The 17,006-nt window shown below is 63.7% G+C and carries 12 protein-coding genes; 6 read left to right on the top strand and 6 right to left on the bottom strand.

Annotation, left to right across the window (positions count from 1 at the left end; genetic code table 11):
* Window positions 1-19: 19 nt before the first annotated feature.
* From AR689_RS06430 to AR689_RS06410, 5 genes are all read right to left on the bottom strand, one after another.
* Complete coding sequence (locus AR689_RS06430; RefSeq protein WP_231745451.1) at window positions 20-718, bottom strand: DUF624 domain-containing protein; 699 nt, start codon at window positions 716-718, stop codon at window positions 20-22.
* A gap of 5 nt (window positions 719-723) precedes the next feature.
* The gene (locus tag AR689_RS06425; protein WP_062068199.1) at window positions 724-1,665 is read right to left on the bottom strand and encodes a carbohydrate ABC transporter permease; all 942 of its coding nucleotides are present in this window, start codon (window positions 1,663-1,665) and stop codon (window positions 724-726) included.
* Window positions 1,665-2,591, bottom strand: a complete 927-nt coding sequence (locus AR689_RS06420; protein WP_024818234.1) for a carbohydrate ABC transporter permease — start codon at window positions 2,589-2,591, stop codon at window positions 1,665-1,667. Before AR689_RS06420 ends, AR689_RS06425 begins: the two co-directional genes overlap by 1 nt.
* 125 nt (window positions 2,592-2,716) lie before the next feature.
* Window positions 2,717-3,997 carry an ABC transporter substrate-binding protein gene (locus AR689_RS06415; protein ID WP_062068197.1) on the bottom strand — a complete coding sequence of 427 codons (1,281 nt, stop codon included), beginning with the start codon at window positions 3,995-3,997 and terminating at the stop codon, window positions 2,717-2,719.
* Window positions 3,998-4,058: 61 nt separating this feature from the next.
* Entirely contained in the window at window positions 4,059-5,072 is a 1,014-nt protein-coding gene (locus AR689_RS06410; RefSeq protein WP_062068195.1) for a hydroxyacid dehydrogenase, read from the bottom strand.
* A gap of 163 nt (window positions 5,073-5,235) precedes the next feature.
* Between AR689_RS06410 and AR689_RS06405 the strand changes: the two genes are divergently transcribed.
* The 4 genes from AR689_RS06405 to AR689_RS06390 all read left to right on the top strand — a co-directional run bounded on the left by AR689_RS06405 (window position 5,236) and on the right by AR689_RS06390 (window position 11,174).
* Window positions 5,236-7,251 carry a heparinase II/III family protein gene (locus AR689_RS06405; RefSeq protein ID WP_231745450.1) on the top strand — a complete coding sequence of 672 codons (2,016 nt, stop codon included), beginning with the start codon at window positions 5,236-5,238 and terminating at the stop codon, window positions 7,249-7,251.
* Window positions 7,244-8,392, top strand: coding sequence for a LacI family DNA-binding transcriptional regulator (locus AR689_RS06400; RefSeq protein ID WP_062068193.1), 1,149 nt, complete (start codon window positions 7,244-7,246; stop codon window positions 8,390-8,392). The genes AR689_RS06405 and AR689_RS06400 overlap by 8 nt, the downstream gene beginning before the upstream one ends.
* Window positions 8,392-10,290, top strand: a complete 1,899-nt coding sequence (locus AR689_RS06395; protein ID WP_062068191.1) for a DUF2264 domain-containing protein — start codon at window positions 8,392-8,394, stop codon at window positions 10,288-10,290. The genes AR689_RS06400 and AR689_RS06395 overlap by 1 nt, the downstream gene beginning before the upstream one ends.
* 83 nt (window positions 10,291-10,373) lie before the next feature.
* Window positions 10,374-11,174 (top strand): GNAT family N-acetyltransferase, encoded by an 801-nt coding sequence (locus tag AR689_RS06390; RefSeq protein ID WP_062068189.1) that lies wholly within the window; start codon window positions 10,374-10,376, stop codon window positions 11,172-11,174.
* A gap of 101 nt (window positions 11,175-11,275) precedes the next feature.
* On the opposite strand, the gene AR689_RS06385 is transcribed toward AR689_RS06390, so the two are convergent.
* Window positions 11,276-14,794: an Ig-like domain-containing protein gene (locus AR689_RS06385; protein WP_082697822.1), complete on the bottom strand. Its 3,519-nt coding sequence runs from the start codon at window positions 14,792-14,794 to the stop codon at window positions 11,276-11,278.
* Between the two features lie 285 nt (window positions 14,795-15,079).
* Here AR689_RS06385 and AR689_RS06380 point away from each other — a divergent pair, with 285 nt between their 5' ends.
* Window positions 15,080-15,742 carry a GntR family transcriptional regulator gene (locus AR689_RS06380; protein ID WP_062068185.1) on the top strand — a complete coding sequence of 221 codons (663 nt, stop codon included), beginning with the start codon at window positions 15,080-15,082 and terminating at the stop codon, window positions 15,740-15,742.
* Complete coding sequence (locus AR689_RS06375; protein WP_062068183.1) at window positions 15,739-16,914, top strand: MFS transporter; 1,176 nt, start codon at window positions 15,739-15,741, stop codon at window positions 16,912-16,914. The genes AR689_RS06380 and AR689_RS06375 overlap by 4 nt, the downstream gene beginning before the upstream one ends.
* Window positions 16,915-17,006 lie beyond the last annotated feature (92 nt).

The following is a 17,006-nucleotide window of genomic DNA, read 5'->3' as shown; positions in this document are numbered from 1 at the left end:
GAAAAAGGTCCTAACAGTATTACGGGGTACGGAGCACGGCGTGGAAAGCGTAGGAGGCGTTGCTCCAGATCACGAACAGCAGTGGGGCCGGGGCCAGCGCGATGCCCAGGACGGGTTGCAGCACGGCCGCGGAGACGATGATGCCCAGCAGGATCAGCATGGCCATGCTGAGGTACCAGCGCTGAACGGCCAGGTACAGCGCGGCCTTGAGGACGCTTTTCAGCGTCGCTTCCGGAAGGAGTACGACGCCGGCAATCGCCGTGACGGAAAGGGTCACCGTCACGGCGGCTGCTACGACGATCAGCGGCACCAGGAGTGCCGCACCCGGAAGGGAGGCGGAGTTGTTCTGGATGACGGCAAGGTCCACGCCAAGGAACATCAGCATGGCCACTGCCCCCACGCCCAGCAGCGCGGCCTTGGCAAAACTGCGCTTGTATCCGCGCAGGAAGGCGGCAACCGGCTTGACCGCGCCGCCGTCGTCGTTCAATGCCTTGAAGGCGGCGAAGATGCCGGCGAGGGACGGCGCGATGGTGACCGAGAGCGCCAGGAAGAACGGCCATGCGGCAGCGGGGTCGGCCACCAGCGAAAGGCTGAGGACCAGGGGAGCGTTGGCCACGGCGAGCAGGGCATTTCCGGCCAGGAAGGTGTAGATGAACCCGAAAATGCTTCCGAAGGTCTCGAATCCTGGCCCGGCCCACCGCCGCGGTTTAGCGCTCACAACACTCATCCTTTCATCCCGCTGGTGGCGATGCCCTGGATGAAGTACCGCTGGCCGATGAGGAAGATGATGAGGATGGGGATCACGGAGATCACCGAGCCGGTCATGATCATGGCGTATTCGGCGTCGAACTGGCCCACGAAGGACCGCAGGCCCAACTGGACGGTCCAGAGGCGGTTGGACGTGAGGTAGATGAACGGGCCCATGTAGTCGTTCCAGGTATTCACGAACGTCAGCAGGGCCAGGCTGGCCAGGGCCGGCTTGGACAGCGGCAGGATCACGCGGGCCCAGATGCCGTACTCGCTGAGGCCATCAATGCGGGCAGCCTCGCAGAGCTCGTCCGGAATGGTCATGTAGTACTGGCGCATCAAGAACACGCCGAAGGCGCCGAACGCCTGAAGCAGGATCAAGGCGTTGAAGCTGTTGGTCAGTCCAAGGTTCTGCATCATGATGTACTGCGGCACCATGTACGCCTGCCACGGAACGGCGATGGTGCCGATGTAGGCGAGGAACAGGACATCGCGGCCCGGGAAACGAACTTTGGAGAAACCGTAGGCAGCCAGCGAGCCTGTGAGGACCTGGAGGCACGTGATGATCACTGCAAGGTAGAGCGAGTTCTGCAGGTAGCCCATCATGGGAATGCGGGTCCAGATGTCCGTGTAGTTGCTCCACACGAACTCCTGCGGGATCCACTGGATGGGGACGGTGAGGACCTGGTTGTTCTCCTTCAGCGAGGAGGACAGCATCCAGATGAACGGCACCATGAGCGCCACCACCAGGACCACCAGGACGCCGTAGATGACGATGTTGGCGGTCCGCTTTTTCGCTTCGCGCGGGGAGCGCTTACGGTCAGTACGACGGCGGTCTTCCGCGCTGGGCGCCGCCGACGGGGACGGGGCTGCGTCCGTTAGGTGAGTGGCTTTGAGGTCTTCGGCCATGTTGGTCATCAGCGTTCCCTCCGCTGTTGGATCTTGAACTGCAGGACGGTGACCGTCAGCACGATGATGAACAGGACCAGCGAGATGGCCGAGGAGTAGCCGAACTTACCTTCGCCGATGCCTTCCTGGTAGATCAGCTGGGACAGCACCGTGGTGGACCGTCCGGGGCCACCGTTGGTCATGACCACAATGAGGTCGAACACCTTGAAACTGGAGACCGTCAGCATGACCACCACAAAGAACGTGGTGGGACGCAGGGACGGGATGGTGACGTTCCAGAAACGCTGCCAGGCGCTGGCACCGTCCACTTCGGCCGCTTCGTACAGCTCCGTGGGGATCGCCTGGAGGCCGGCCAAGTACAGGACCATGTAGTAGCCCATGTCGCGCCACACGCTGGTGATGATCACAGCCGGCATGGCCCAGTCGGAGCTGGAGGTCCAGCCAGGCGGGTTGGCGATGCCGATTGCGCCGAGGAACTGGTTGATGGGGCCGCTGTCCGGGCTGAACAACATGTTCCAGACCACGGCCACTGCCACCAGCGAGGTGATGTACGGGAAGAAGATGGCAACCCGGAAGAAGCCGATGCCTTTGAGCTTACGGTTCAGCAGCATGGCCAGGAGCAGTGCCAGGGCCATGGTCAGCGGGACGTGGCCCAAGGCGTAAACAACAGTGTTTCGCAGCGCGATCCAGAAGGAGTCGGACGCGAACATGCGCTCAAAGTTGGCCAGGCCAATCCATTTTGGAGCGCTGAAAGAGGTCCATTCCATGAAGGAGAGCGCGAAGGCGGCCACGACTGGAATGAGGGTGAAGGCCAGGAAGCCAAGGAAGTTCGGAAGGATGAACGTCCAGCCAATCAGCGTGTTGCGCCTGGCTTGCTTTCTGTTGCCGCGGCTCTGCACGGGGGCAGGCGCCTGGGGGATTGTTTCTGTAGTCATGATGACCGCTCCCGGGGGCGGGGGCGTTCCTCCATTTCAGGATCCGGAGAGTTCAGATCCGGTCCCGGTACCGCGTCTCGGGGACGCTGATACCGGGACCGGGGAGAGTTGCTTGTTGGGCTGTATTACTTGCCCAGCACTTCGCTCGTGACGCGCTTGCCCATCTCGGCGATGCCATCGCTGACGGAGCGCTCGCCCACCATGATGAGGTCGTGCTCCTGGTTGAGGATCTTGTCGGTAGCGGCTGATTTGTCGCTGACGGGCATTTCCAGCTCGGTGGTGTCCGGCGTGAAGGCCTTCTTGGACAGATCGTCCGTGGGCATGCCATCGAGCTTGAAGTACTCAGCGGTGATGGAATCGTTCTGCAGGGCAGGGACTACGCCGATCTTGGAGATCGCCTTGGCGCCTTCTTCACCGGCAGCCCACTCGATGAACTTCTTGGCCTCATCGGAGTGCGTTGCGTTCTTGTTCACGGCGAAGGCCGTGGGCGAACCGAACGTGGTGACCTTGCCGTCGTCGTTCTTCTGCGGCATCGGAGCCAAGCCCCAGTTGACGTTGGTCTTGCCGTCCTTCTTGGCCTGGAGGATGCCGGCGATGTACCAGGTACCCATGGGCATCATGGCGGCCTGGCCGGACTCGAACATGGTGCGGTAGCTGGTCTTCTGGCTCTTGGCGGTGCCGAAGTCCAAGGTGGCGCCGGACTTCTGCAAGTCCAGTGCAGTGTTGTACTGGTCCTCCATGAAGCCGTAGTCGCCGCTGTTCTGGTCAGCACCGTTCTGGGCTGCTGCGATGGCCTGGACTGTTGAACGCCAGATGTGGTGGTAGGTGCCGTAGGTCTTCTTGCCGCCGGCCTCGGTGGAGAGCTTCTTGGCGATCTCCGTGTACTTCTCCCACGTCAGGTCCTTGGGATCTTCAATTCCGGCAGCCTTGAACAGGTCCTTGTTGTAATACAGGAGCCAAAAGTCCTGGCGGTAGGGGGCTGCGAAGTACTTGCCGTCAATGTTGAAGGCGTCCGTGCCGGCAAGGTTGTCTTTGCCCAGCTTGTCTACCACGCTGTTGATTTCCTGCAGCTGGCCGTTGTTGGCGTAGCGGGAGTAGTCGATCACGTTCTTCATGGTCAGGACGTCCGTGGTGTCGCCGCCTGCCAACATGGTGGTGACCTTCTGGGGGTAGTCATCAGCCAGGATGTCCACGGGCTCAATGTCGATGGTGGGGTTGGCAGCCTCGTAGCTGTCAAAGAGGGCCTTGAACTCTGGGGTGCCCTCGTAGTTCCACACCGAGACGGTCAGCCGGGTCTTGCCTTCGGCCGCCTGCGGTTCGGCGGGACCGGCAGCGCCGGCGCAGCCGGTAAGTCCGAGCCCTGCAGTCACCGCAAGGGCGATTGCGGCGAGGGTTGTGCGCTTCATTGCGTTCTCCTTAGTGGGTTTTCTTAAGTCTGCCGCGATTGCGGCTTTGTGTTTGACGGGGCTAGGCGCTGAGGCCGAGGTCCGCGTGGACTACCTGGGCCAGGAGGTCCTTGCCGGCGAGATATCGTTCCAGGTCATCCAGTGCGGCATCGGACATCCGCCTGGTTTCCGTGCCGAGCGAACCAGCGATGTGCGGGGTGATGATGACGTTGGGAAGGTTGTACAGGGTGGATTCCGCGGGCAGCGGCTCCGGCTCCGTCACGTCCAGTAGTGCAGTGATCCGTCCGGTGGCGCACTCTTTTTCGAGTGCTTCGGTGTCAACGAGTGAACCGCGGGCGGTGTTGATGAGCGTCGCATGGTCCTTCATGGACTGCAGCTCGGCGGTGCTGATCATGTGGCGGGTTTCAGGTAGGGCAGGCGCGTGGATGGTGACGACGTCGGACACTGGCAGGAGCTCTTCGAGCGTGACCAGCTTGCCGCCCATGGCTGCGACTTCAAGAGGGTCGGCGTGGGGATCGCTCACCAGGCACGTGACGTCCTGGAGTTGCTGAACCAGTTGGACTACCCGGCGGCCGATGCGGGAGAACCCGATGACGCCGATGACCCGTCCGATGTTGCCCAGCTCGCCACGGTTAGCTATGTAGCTCCAGTCATCCTTGGATACGCGGGCGTCGTTGGCCAACACGTGGGCCTTCTTGCCTGCCAGGACTATGGAAGCGAACGTGAACTCGGCTACCGGGATCGCGTTGGCGTCGGCACCGTTGGTGACGGTGATGCCGCGATCCCAGAGTTCTTCGCTGACGAAGCTGCGCACTGTTCCTGCACAGTGGAAAACTGCCCGGAGTTTGGGCATGCGTTCCAGACGCTCTGCGTTGAGCTGCGGAACTCCCCAGCTGGTGAGGAGGATTTCCACCTCTTCCAATCGGCCCGTCAGTTCCGGGGCGTCCAAGGAATCCGTCCACGGCTGAGCGCTGAGGTCCACCATTCCCGCCAGCCGCTCCAGTCGTGTGGAGTCGAACTGGTCAGCAAAGGTTCCGCTATTCATGACCAGCAGTGCCTGGGGCTTGAGCGACATTGAGGGGATCCTCCTTTCGAAACTAACAGCGGTCTGTTCGACCGTGATTTATGTGTTGCATCACATCTAATAATCAGTACATACTCATAAACAAGACAGTTCATTCAACTCAATCGAGCTTGATCTGAAACATTCAAACTCGAACAAATGAGAGAGAATTCCTATGGCAACCGGCACCGCCGCCGTTCAAGAGCCACCCCTCGTGCGTGCCTGGGGATCCAGCGCCGACGCCTCCTCCCTGATGGATACACTTCGCGGCGCCCGTGATCGCCTCACTATTCGCCCAGCGTCTCGTCCAGCGTCCAACTCAGCGTCCGACGCCGGATGGCAGCTCGCTGCTGCCCGCCCCACTTCGGAGCTACTCGTTTCGGAGCTTCGCGCCCAAGCGGAAGCGGAGAAGGGAACCCCGTGGCCACAACCCTTGGTATCCCACTACGCGCGCTACTTCCGCGACGGCAACCGCACTGCCTACGAGGGACTTGTGGCGAGCCGACAGCAGCGGCTGACCCGCGCCGTCGTAATGGCCGCCTCGGGTGGACCAGCTGGTGACGGCTGGCTCGACGAAGTGATTGACGGCGCGTACCTCCTGTGTGAGCAAAGCTCGTGGAGTTGGGCAGCGCACGACGACGTGTTCACCCGTAGCGGCCACGTGGTGCCGGATCTTTCCCGGCCGTACCTGGATCTGGGCGCAGGTGAGGTGGTGGCGCAGCTCGCCTGGCTGGACCTGGTGCTCGGTGACGCGCTGGATGAGCGTGCACCCGGCCTGCGCGGGCGGATCCGTGCGGAAGCGAACCAACGGGTGATCCGGCCATTCCTGGACCGGCTCGATTGGCACTGGCTGGGCCTCGATGGGGACGTCCACAACTGGAACCCGTGGATCCACTCCAACATCATCGTGGCCGCGCTCATGCTGGTTGAGGATTCTCAGGTGCAGGCGGAGGTTGTTGTCCGGTGCATCGAGGGCCTGGACCGTTTCCTGGCTTCCATCCCGGCCGACGGCGCAATCGACGAGGGCTTCGCCTATTGGTGGAATGGCGCCGGGCGGGCGCTGGAGGGCCTGGCCCTGTTGGAGGAAGCAAGCGGCGGTGTCCTGAATCCGGACCTGCCCGTGATCCGTGCCTTGGTGGCCTTCCCGCACCGCATGCACCTGGGTCACCGGTGGTTCTTGAACGTCGCCGACGGCCCGGCCCGCGCCCACGAAGGACTGCCGTGGGGAATGCTGCACCGTTGGGCCGTCCGGCTGGGGGACTCCGAGGCAGCAGCGCATGCCGCAACCTTTGCCGCCGTCGAGCCTGAACCGAACGCCGCCGCCGGGCTGGGCCGCGTCCTCACCCACCTCACCTCCGTCTCCTCCCGCACCCAACTAGGTAGCAGATCAGGTCGTTCTGAGCCCTCAGAACGACCTGATCTGCTACCTAGTTGGGGGACGTACCTGCCGTCGGTCCAGATCATGGTGGCGCGGCAAATCCCGGGTTCATCGGACGGGCTCACGCTCGCGGCCAAGGGCGGGCACAACGGCGAGCACCACAACCACCGCGACGTCGGCTCCGTGGTTGTTGCCGTGGACGGCGTGCCGCTGCTGGTCGACGCCGGCCAGCCCACCTACACCGCCCAAACGTTCGGACCTGATCGGTACCAGATTCGGGCCATGCAGAGCGCCTGGCACAGCGTGCCCGCGCCGTTTGGGCTGGAACAGGGGACCGGTGCGGAATTCGCGGCGACTGTTCTGCAGGAACCCACCCCGGAGGAGCCCACCCTGGCGTTGGGTCTCGGGGCCGCCTACGGCCTGGGCCACGCCGAGCAATGGATCCGGACCTCCTTGATGAACCGGGAGCAGGGATCCGTGGTGATTGACGATCGATGGAACCTGCCGGCACACCAAGCGGACGGAACGCACGACGTCGACATCACTTACCTGGTTGCCGGCACCGTCAGCGTCGGCACAGACGCGACGGCCACCAGCACGCCGCAGGGGATTCCGGCTGCGGAAACCACCAAGGGCCTGCACCTGAGGTGGAAGCCGGCCACCGCCGTCGTACTCGTTGACGAATGGCACCTCGACGATCCGCTCCTCAGCGATATCTGGGGCGAAAAGCTCACCAGGCTCCGTTTCCGAATGCCCGCAGACACCCGCGCTTCCGGCGCGTTCACCCTCACAGTGGAGGCAACACATGACTAACGAATCAAGCCCGGAACCCGGGAAGTCGTTGTTTTCGCTGCAACGCCGTGAGCGGCTCATGGAGGAGCTGCGTGCGCATGGTGCCATTACCGTGCGCGATATCGCCGCGAAGCTGGGCGTCAGCGAGCTGACCATCCGCCGCGACGTGAACACGCTCGCCGACGAAGGCCTGGTGTCACGTGTTCACGGCGGTGCCACGTTGCCCAGCCCGTTGGATCGATCGGCGGCTGTGGGGAGGCCGTCGGCTCACAGCTACTCCATCGGCATGGTGGTTCCGTCGCTGGATTATTACTGGCCGCAGGTGATTTCCGGGGCCCGTGGAGAGGCCGAGGTGCAGAATCTCCGTATCCTGGTCCGGGGTTCCGCCTATGACGCTGCCGATAACCGCCGCCAGGTCCAGGCTCTCTTGGATACGCAGAACATTGACGGCCTGATTGTTGCCCCGGATATGGGTGGTGAGCATGGCAAAGAACTTCTCCGCTGGCTGAACGCCCTGCCCATCCCGGTGATCATGGCAGAGCGTCGGGCGCCGTCCGAGATCCCGTCCCACCGTCTGGAGTGGGTGGCCACGGATCATTCTTTCGGTGCGGGGATGGCCGTGCGGCACTTATGGCAGGAGGGACACCGGATGATCGGCTGCCTCACCGATTCAACGAGCCCCACCAGCCCCCACGTGGTCCGCGGTTGGAAGCAGGCCCTTGCTGCCCTGAAGATTCCGCTGGAAAAGTCCATCCATGAGGACTCCGCCAAACTGGACAACGGTGACCGGGCAAAGCACTTTGATCAAGTCCTGGAGCTCTGCCGTTCATCAGGGACCACGGCCATGCTGGTGCACTCCGATACCCAGGCCGTGGCGTTCGTGCAGCACTGCGTGGACCGTGGGGTGGATGTTCCCGGCAGCATGGCGATCGTTGGATACGACGACGAAGTGGCGTACCTCGCCGAACCCGCAATCTCGGCGGTCCGGCCGCCCAAAAGCTACGTCGGCAAGGTGGCGGTGCAGCTGATGGCTGCCCGCCTGGCCGAAGGAAGGATGCGCCCTGTGCATCGTATTGACCTGAACCCCGAGCTGATTGTGCGCGATTCGTCGTTGGGTGCGCCGCGGGGGCTCGCCGGAGTTGCGTTGGAGGACTCGCTCTGATGCTGTTGCCGCCCTTGGACCACAAACTTTCCCCTTTCACCGGCCTGACCCGTGAGCACTGGTGCGCGTATGCGGATCACCTTCTGGGTTCCGCCCACCGCTACGCCACTGCCGACCACGCCAACATCCACCTGCCCGGAGCCAACAGCCGGTACGGCCCGCGAAGTGACTCTCTGGAAGCGTTCGCCCGGACGTTCCTGCTGGCGTCGTTCCGTATAGCCGGGGATCCCGCCAACACCGGGTGGATCGCTGATTGGTACGCCGCCGGACTCGACGCCGGGACCAACCCCGCCAACCCGGACCGGTGGCCGACGCCAGGAGAGCTGGGGCAGGCGAAGGTAGAGGCGGCGTCGTTGGCTGTTGGACTGGCGTTGACCCGCGACGTTCTGTGGGACAAGCTACCCGAGCGCGTCCAGGAGCAGCTCATTGCCTGGTTCGAGACGGTGATCGGCGAGGAGTACCCGCCCATCAACTGGGTGTGGTTCCAAATTGTGGTGGAGACGTTCCTGGCATCCGTTGGCGGCCGATACTCGGACGAGGACATCGACGCCGGACTCGCCATCCACGATTTGCTGTACCGGGGCGGTGGCTGGTTCGCGGACGGACCGGAACGCGCGTACGACCACTACGTTGGCTGGGCTTTCCAGGTGTATCCGCAGCTCTGGGCGCTGATGGCTCCGAACGATCCGCGCGTTGCCGCCCGGAAGAAGCTCGACGGCGACCGGCTGGCTGACTTCCTGGACGACGCCGCGTTCCTCGTCGGCGCGAATGGCGCTCCGCTGATCCAAGGCCGGAGCTTGATCTACCGGTTCGCGGCCGCGGCACCATTCTGGGTGGGGGAGTTGTCCGGGCACACGCGGTTGGCGCCAGGAATGGCGCGCCGGGCAGCGTCCGGGATGCTCGACTACTTTGCCCGGCACGGAGCGATCACCGAGGACGGGCTCCTGTCCATCGGCTGGCACGGAGAATTTGCCGGCATGAAGCAGGCCTACTCCGGTGCGGGCTCGCCCTACTGGGCAGCGAAGGGCATGCTGGGGTTGGCCTTGCCGGCGGATCATGCGGCGTGGACCTCCGTTGAGGCGCCTTTGCCCGTGGAGGTTGCCGACACTCAGCGACTGATCGTGGCGCCGGGCTGGCAGGTTGATGGAACTCGTGCCGACGGTGTGGTCCGGGTCCGGAACCACGCCACGGATCACGCTGTTGTTGGCGCTGTGGTGGCTGACTCGCCCTTGTACGCACGGCTCGGGTACTCGACGCACACGTTCCCTGACCTGGCACCTGAGTCCGTGGACAATGCGGTGGCGTTCGTTGATTCCTCTGGCCGGCTGACGCATCGGACGGGTTTTGAGCACCTCGGTTCGTTCTCCGAAGGCGGCTTCCAGGTGGGGGCGTCCCGGTTCACGGCACATTGGATCGAACCCGACCCCGACGCAGGCCCCGATCACGGCAGCGGGGTGGCCGGCACTGCAACGTCTGGTCCTTCGGTGACGGTGGTTTCGGTGACACGGGGTGCCGTCGAGCTGAGGTTGGTGCGCGTTTCGGGTGCTGAGGGTTCTGCGGTCTCGCTAAGGATTGGTGGCTGGCCGGTGGACGCTGCCTCCTCTATGGTCAGCTCGGTGCTTCCCGTGCCGGGGTTCGGGGTGGCTCTGGACTCGTCAGGAACATTCGCCCGCCCCGGCGCCCACCCGATGGGCTCGGAGCTCACCATTCCATGGGTGGGAACCTCGGGCACCGCGCACGACGGCGACTACGCCGCCGTCGTGATCCTCGCCGGTGCGGGAGGTGCTTCGCCGGACGGGGGTGTCACGTTTGTTGCCGGGGAAGGGGAGGGCCAGGGGCGGTTCGATTTCCCGGATGGCTCCTCGATTGCCGGTGTCCTCGCCCATTTCGATGCGTAGCTGCTGAACGTGCCGGGCGCACGGCATGGTGCGCAGGGAGCCATCGAATCGGGTGCCAAGGCAGGCTGCAGTAGGCTCGCGGAATGAGCCACAGCGAAGACCGCGCACGTTTCCTTGCCGCCTACGACGCCGACCTCCGCACCGACGCTGAGACACCGAGTGCCCTGAAGGTGACCCGGCACGGGCCGCTGCGCTGGGTCACTTTCATGAAGGGCCGCGGCTTCGTCACGTATCAGGACCTCGGTGGTGCTGATGCGGACACCATCATGCGGCTCGTGGCTGATTCAGTGGCCTACTACCGTGCTGAACCTGACATCACCAGGGTGGAGTGGAAATCCCGCGGGCATGACCACGCCCCGGGTTTGCACGAGGCCCTCATCCACAATGGCTTCACCCAGGATGACCCGGAATCGATCATGATCGGCGAGGCGCAGGCCCTCGCCGTGGATGTTCCCCTTCCCGACGGCGTGACCCTCCAACAGGTGACGGATGAAGCCGATGTTCGGGCCATGAGCGCCATGCAGGACGAGGTCTTCGGAGAGCCGGTCTCAGATGAGATGGCTGATGCCCTGTTGCGCAGGCTCTCCCTCAATGACGGCATGCAGCTCTGGGTGGCGGAGGCTGAAGGTCAGATTGTCAGCGCAGGCCGCTTGGAGCCAGTTCAGGGCACGCACTTCGCCGGTATCTGGGGTGGTGCCACGAGGGAGGAATGGCGCGGCCGGGGGATCTACAGGGCCTTGACCGCCCGCCGGGCGCAGGCCGCACTCGAGATGGGAAAGACCCTCATCCACAGTGACTCCACCGAATTCTCCAGGCCCATCCTGGAACGCTCCGGCCTGCTCAAGGTCTCCACAACCACGCCGTACCGCTGGGTGCGTGGCTAAGGTGTTCTTTCATTTGCACGTACTCCTCCCACCTCGGTGAAGACACAGCAAAGCCCCTCAGGATCAACTTCCCGAGGGGCCTCACTGTCTCAGATTTTTGGCTATTTCCCAGCCGCGAAGCTGCTCACGCACTGGCCTTGGTTCTTGAACACGGGCGATGGGCTCGTCGTCCACCCATCGTTCTTGCACGCTTCCTTGCCCGTGGACACTGTCACGCGGTACTCCTTGGTGGTGCCGTCCGGCGCCGTCACGGTGACTACCACCGTCGGGTTCTCAGCGGTGGGCTGCTGGACCGTCACCTTGGCGTTGGTGTCCAGCGGGTAGCCGACGACGGCGGGAGTCGCCGTCGCGGTCAGTGCCCGGTAGTCGGTGCTCGCTGGGTCGAAGCCCACTACTGAGGCCTGGTTGACGAGGAGCCGGCCGAGGTTGGCAAGCCCGGCGTCGGCCAAGCGCGAACCAGCGATGGCGACCTCCGCGACCTTGGTGTACGACGCCGTGGTCACGAACGAAACCCTGATCCCGCGGGTGGTGACGGGGTCGAAGCGGACGGTGGCCGGTGAAGAGATGGAGAGTCCTGTGATGGTTCCCGCGGAGGTGTCCTTCCACGTTCCGGAGGCATCCTGGTACTGGACTTTCAGGCTCGCTGCAGCCTTTTCCGCGGACGTGACGGTCACGGAGGAAACGGTGTAGTCGCGGCTGAAGGCGTAGCTCAGGCTGTCACCGGCACGGCCGCCACTCACCCAGTTGGACCAGCGCGTGGTGGCGTTGGCATCGCAGGTGTTCTTCGCGATGTAGGAGCCCTCGGTGTAGCTTGCGGTGGCCGTAGTGGTGGGGTCGTCCTTGCAGATATTGGCTACTGGAACACTGTCCACCACAATGATGGTCAGCGTGGCCGGGAGGCCGTTGGCGGTTCCGGGCACCGTGACGGTTCCCGGGTTGTGCAGAGCTGAGTCTGCCACTGCGGACCAGTCCCAGGTGACGGCCAGTGGGTTCCGGGCGGGACCATCGGCGATCTGCCCAGGAACGCTCGCCGGAGCCGAGGCCTGGACGGAAGCCACTGATGATCCGGTTCCAACGGTCACGGAAACAGGGTCCGTGGCGATGTAGGAACCCACCGTGACTGTGAGAACGGCTTCGAAGGTTTGACCGTACGGGTCAACCCCTGAACCGTAGACCGTTACTTTGCCGGCTTTCTGCCATGAGGAAGGATCCACCGGTGCCCAGGTGACGGCCAACTGCTTGCCGGGGCCTGTCTCGTAAACGGGCGTGACCGTGGCTGGCAGGACCGGCGCTGTCCCTACGGGCGTGCTCAGCTCAACGGGGGAAACTCCCAGGAGCTTGAGATCTGCAATGTCCGTGAAGGCCCATGCCTGGTGTGGGCTGGCCAGGGCTGTTGCTGTGGTGCCGGTTGAGGATGCCAAGCCCACGGACGTGCCCGCCGCTGTCTGGTTGCCCTGAACCTGCAGGGCAATCGCGGCACCAGCGTTGACCAAGGTCCACTGTTTGCCGTTTTCCGTGGTCACTATCCACTGTGCAGAAGGAGTGGCCTTGGCCTGGTCCACCGTCAGTGGAGACAGTGAAGCCGCACCGCTTTGGCTGCCGTTCAGCACTCCACCGTTGCCTGTGAGGACCTGTCCGTCCTTGTTGCTAAGAACCCATCGGCGATCGTTCGCGAACTCATCGTCCGTGGACACGGCGTTGAACGTCCACATCTGCGGAGCCACACCGGCAGCATCCGTGCCCAATTCCTCGATCGAGGCCGAGCCGTTCGCACGCGCGGTCAGGTACTTGCCGCTCGCTTCACCGCTGAGGTGGTAGCTGTGGCCGTCCTGCACAGGGGCGGCATCCTCCGAAACTCCGCTGACGCCGTCGACGACGAATGTCACCACTGATGCGGCAGGAACCTCCAGCGTGGCGGACTTGGCTGTCGCATCCACTGCCACCGGCGCACCCTTGACCAGTGCGTTCTTCTCGATGTCATCCAGCGGCGACTTGGTGGTCACCACAGGAGTGACCTTGGCACCGGGGGCGATGCTGCCGAAGCGGCTGAGATCGATGGTGACCTCTTCCGGCGTCGGGGTGTCATTGAAGTGGACCAGCGTGGCACCGTTGCCGTCGGCGCGGAGGGCGCTGGCGGTCTTGGCGTTGTCATTCTGGATGAGGAAGTCGCCGGGACGGATGTAATGGGTGAAGTTGCGGGTGGTGTTGTACTTCTGGTTGGTCAGGACCTTGCACTTGGCTTGTTCCTGGGATGCGCCGTCGTTGATGCGGCGGTTGGAGAAGCCTTCGCGGCCCTCGTAGTTGCAGTCGAAGTCCACGTAGATGGAGCCCCAGCCTTTGTCGGCTTTCTCCTGCTTGTACGTGTCCTCCACGGGCTGCCAGAAGACCCATGCGTCCGGTTCGAGCTCGCGGAGATCGTTGACCATGCGGCCCGCGATCCCCAAACCGTTGGTGATGTTGGAGCGGTCCCAGCCGCTGGTGGAGTCGCCGAGCACCGGGTTGCCCGTCCAGAAGCCCCCAACCTCGCTCATCCACAAGGGCTTGTCCGTGGAGTTGGCGAGGTCGCGGACCCTGCGGCGGTCATTGGTGCCATAGGTGTGGACGTTGAGCTGGGCTACCGCATCTTTTGCCTCCTGGCTGTAGCCGTTCCAGTTGGTCATGAATTTGCTGGGATCCGTCTCGTCCATGGCAGAAATGACGGCGTCCGTGCTGCCCTTTTCCAGTTCTGCGGCCAGCAGCTTGGTCACGCGGTCCTGGGCGGCCGGGTATATCAGGGCGCCCTCCTGCTTCTGCGTGTACGAGGTGGGTGGTTTGCCGGTAGCGGCGTCAATGTCCGTACCCCAGTAGCCCGAGTTCGGCTCGTTGAACGGATCGATGGTGTCCACCGTGATGCCACTTCCCTTTTCAAGGAGCTCGACGGCGTTCCTCATGTAAGCGGCGAACTTCGCTTCCGCTTCGGGCAGCAGGTTCTCGCCCTTGGCGGTGTTTACTTGCCCCGAAACGTAACCGCTCTTGGTCATGAACCACGGCGGGGAGTTGCTGAAGGCTTCCCAGTGGGTGATTTGCTGGTCCGCGGCGAGGCGTTCCACCCACCAGCGCTGGTTTTGATCGGCGTCGGGGTTGTAGGACGCGGGGTCGTCCGGGTTCCAGGCCTTGAGGAAGGCGAGCTTGTTGGCTTGGGTCTTATCCACGGAGCCGTCCGGGTTGTAAAGGTTCGACGCCGGCTGGCCGGGTTGCGCTTCAGTCACCGGCTTCCACCATCCCTCCACAGCGCTGCCGTCATTGAGGTAGTCCTTGACGTCCGATGCGTTGCCGCCGCCCACGTTGTAACGGGCGATGTTGAGGTTCAGGCCGTCCTTGCCGAAGACCTTTTGGTACAGCTCCTCACGCAGCTCGGGGGAGTATCCCGCCGTCGCGTTCGCGAACCACACCAGGCTGGTTCCCCACCCTTCGAACGCTTCGCCGCGGCTGGCGGGGTTCGGGGTGATGGTGACCGCCGTTGCGTCGGCTGCGTGGGCTTGCGGCGTGGCGGCCGGCATGAGCGCCAAGCTGGTGGCAGCAGTCACAGCTGCTGCGAGGACGGCCACTGGCCTTCGGATTCTTCGAGCGGTAAACGCCATGGGTGAACCTCATCGTCGGGGTTGTTGTGGGTGCTGTGTCCGGCTTCGGGAAAGGCCAGGCACAAGCGACCCTACGAGGGGCCAGGGACAGCAACAAGGGACTCGAACAGGCTCGATCGGGGTCAGTCAGAAGTGGTCACCTCCACTCAAACAACGCGGGGTCACTTATGGCCCCTTTTTGGCGCTGGAAGGGGCCATAAGTGACCCCGCGTTGCTGTGGTTGCGGGGTACTTGGTTGAAAGTGGATACTTGTATACAAGTACACTCTTGTGAAAGCAGCACGGTATGGCAGAAGAACCACGCAACACGGGGGCACACCTCGTCTACGGCGAACTGAAACGACGAATCCTCAGCCTCGACCTGAAACCCGGCGAACGCATCTACGAACCCGCCATGGCCACGGCCCTGCAGGTCAGCCGCACACCCCTCCGGGAAGCCATCCGCCGTCTCATCTCCGAGAGCCTTCTCGAACAACTGCCCACCGGCGGAGTCCTGGTTCCGGCACTGGACGAGAAAGTGATCTCCGAGCTGTACGACGTCCGCGCCGCCCTGGAATCCCTGATGGCCCGGGAGGCCTGCGCCAACGCCACCGCTGCCGACCTTGAAGAACTCCGCGGAATCCTGGCCCGCAACGCTGCCATGGTGGAGTTCGCCGATGAAGCCATGAAGTACGGTGTTGCCCTGCACGCAGCCATCGCCAGAATCGCAGGAAACTCCTGGGCTCAACGCTTCCACGGGCAAATCGCCAGCCAAGTGGAACGCTACCGCTACTTCACCAACAACGCCCCCGAACGTCGCGATGAAGCGCTCGCCAACCATCGGCTCTTGGTCGAAGCCATCGCTTCCAAGGACGAGGAGAAGGCAGCCAAGGTTGCCTTCGAACACGTGATCGGCGCCCGGGACGAGACCCTCCGCGTGATCTCTGCATCCGGCCTCGCGGTCGAATGATCGGCGAACTCGGGCGGCGTTCGTCCACAGCACTCCTTGTCCACTCCACGCTCATCCAAGCAGTCACGTTCCTGGTCCGGCCCGCCACCACCTACCGCGCGCTCGAATTGGACGTCCCCGGGTTCGCGCTGGGTCTTCTCGCCGCCAGCTACGCCGTGTTTCCCCTGCTGCTCGCCCTGCCCATCGGCGGACTGGTGGACCGCCTGGGTGAGCGCAGGCTCATGGCGATCGGGGCCGCCGTCGTGCTGGGTTGTTCTGCGTTTCTGCTGTTCTGGGGGACGTCAGTCCCGGCTCTGGTGGCCGGCACGGCACTTCTGGGCGCCGGGCAGTTGGCGTGTGTGGTGGGTCAGCAAGCTGTGGTTGCCAACAATGCGGCGTCGTCGAAGTTGGATTCTGCCTTCGGGTACCTGACTTTTGCCGCGTCGCTGGGCCAGGCCCTCGGGCCGCTGGCTATTTCGGTGGTGGGCGGTGCTTCCATTCGCCCGAATACGCAGGCGATCTTCCTGCTCGCCACGGCCATGAGCCTGGTGATGTTCCTGACCACGTTCCTGATGTCCGCAAAAGCCAGCCGACGGAAACGCGCGGTGAAGGGCCAAACCGCCAAGGGTGGTTCGCTGGCGCTGCTGAGGACCCCTGGCGTGGCCCGGGCGTTGGCCACCAGCGCCACCGTCCTGGCCGTGGTGGACCTGACCGTTGTCTACCTGCCGGCACTAGGTGCGGAGCGGGGGCTAACCGCAGCAACCGTGGGTCTCATGCTGACCGTCCGTGCGGTGTTTTCCATGGTGTCCAGGCTGGGCCTCGGTACCGTATCCCGCAGGCTCGGGCGCATGAGGCTGTTGATCCTGAGCCTGGCCATCTCCACAGTTGCCCTCGGTGTAGCAGCCATCCCCATGCCGGAGTGGTTGCTCTTCGTGGTGATGGCGTTCCTCGGTTTGGGCCTGGGAATCGGTCAGCCGCTCACCATGTCCTGGCTCTCGGCCCAAGCCCCCGAAGGCCAGCGCGGCCGTGCCCTGGCTTTGAGGTTGGCGGGAAACAGGGTGGGCCAAGTGGTCCTGCCCAGTGCCATCGGCGTAGTGGCGGTGGGCCTTGGCGCGGCGGGCGTGTTCCTGGCCTCCGCAGTTGCCGTGGGCGGAACCATGCTGCTGCTGCGGGGTGTGCGGCTGGACGACTAGCGGCATTACGGAAGTAATCCGCTTCATCCATCGAATAAACGCTCCCTGGCGTCATCTTTTGCCCCGTTGCCGCACTTCTCAATAGGCGGCGA

The sequence above is a fragment of the Arthrobacter sp. EpRS71 genome (assembly GCF_001512285.1).
In the GTDB taxonomy this organism is placed as follows: Bacteria; Actinomycetota; Actinomycetes; order Actinomycetales; family Micrococcaceae; genus Arthrobacter.
The sequence above is the reverse complement of the archived record's forward strand: the minus strand, read 5'-3'. Positions and strand labels throughout refer to the sequence as shown.

Excerpts from the sequence above, each read along its gene's own strand:
- AR689_RS06405 (WP_231745450.1), top strand. The coding sequence starts at position 5,236 with ATGGCAACCGGCACCGCCGCCGTTCAAGAGCCACCCCTCGTGCGTGCC.
- AR689_RS06425 (WP_062068199.1), bottom strand. The coding sequence starts at position 1,665 with ATGACCAACATGGCCGAAGACCTCAAAGCCACTCACCTAACGGACGCA.
- AR689_RS06395 (WP_062068191.1), top strand. The coding sequence starts at position 8,392 with ATGCTGTTGCCGCCCTTGGACCACAAACTTTCCCCTTTCACCGGCCTG.
- AR689_RS06390 (WP_062068189.1), top strand. The coding sequence starts at position 10,374 with ATGAGCCACAGCGAAGACCGCGCACGTTTCCTTGCCGCCTACGACGCC.
- AR689_RS06400 (WP_062068193.1), top strand. The coding sequence starts at position 7,244 with ATGACTAACGAATCAAGCCCGGAACCCGGGAAGTCGTTGTTTTCGCTG.
- AR689_RS06415 (WP_062068197.1), bottom strand. The coding sequence starts at position 3,997 with ATGAAGCGCACAACCCTCGCCGCAATCGCCCTTGCGGTGACTGCAGGG.
- AR689_RS06410 (WP_062068195.1), bottom strand. The coding sequence starts at position 5,072 with ATGTCGCTCAAGCCCCAGGCACTGCTGGTCATGAATAGCGGAACCTTT.
- AR689_RS06375 (WP_062068183.1), top strand. The coding sequence starts at position 15,739 with ATGATCGGCGAACTCGGGCGGCGTTCGTCCACAGCACTCCTTGTCCAC.
- AR689_RS06380 (WP_062068185.1), top strand. The coding sequence starts at position 15,080 with ATGGCAGAAGAACCACGCAACACGGGGGCACACCTCGTCTACGGCGAA.
- AR689_RS06420 (WP_024818234.1), bottom strand. The coding sequence starts at position 2,591 with ATGACTACAGAAACAATCCCCCAGGCGCCTGCCCCCGTGCAGAGCCGC.
- AR689_RS06385 (WP_082697822.1), bottom strand. The coding sequence starts at position 14,794 with ATGGCGTTTACCGCTCGAAGAATCCGAAGGCCAGTGGCCGTCCTCGCA.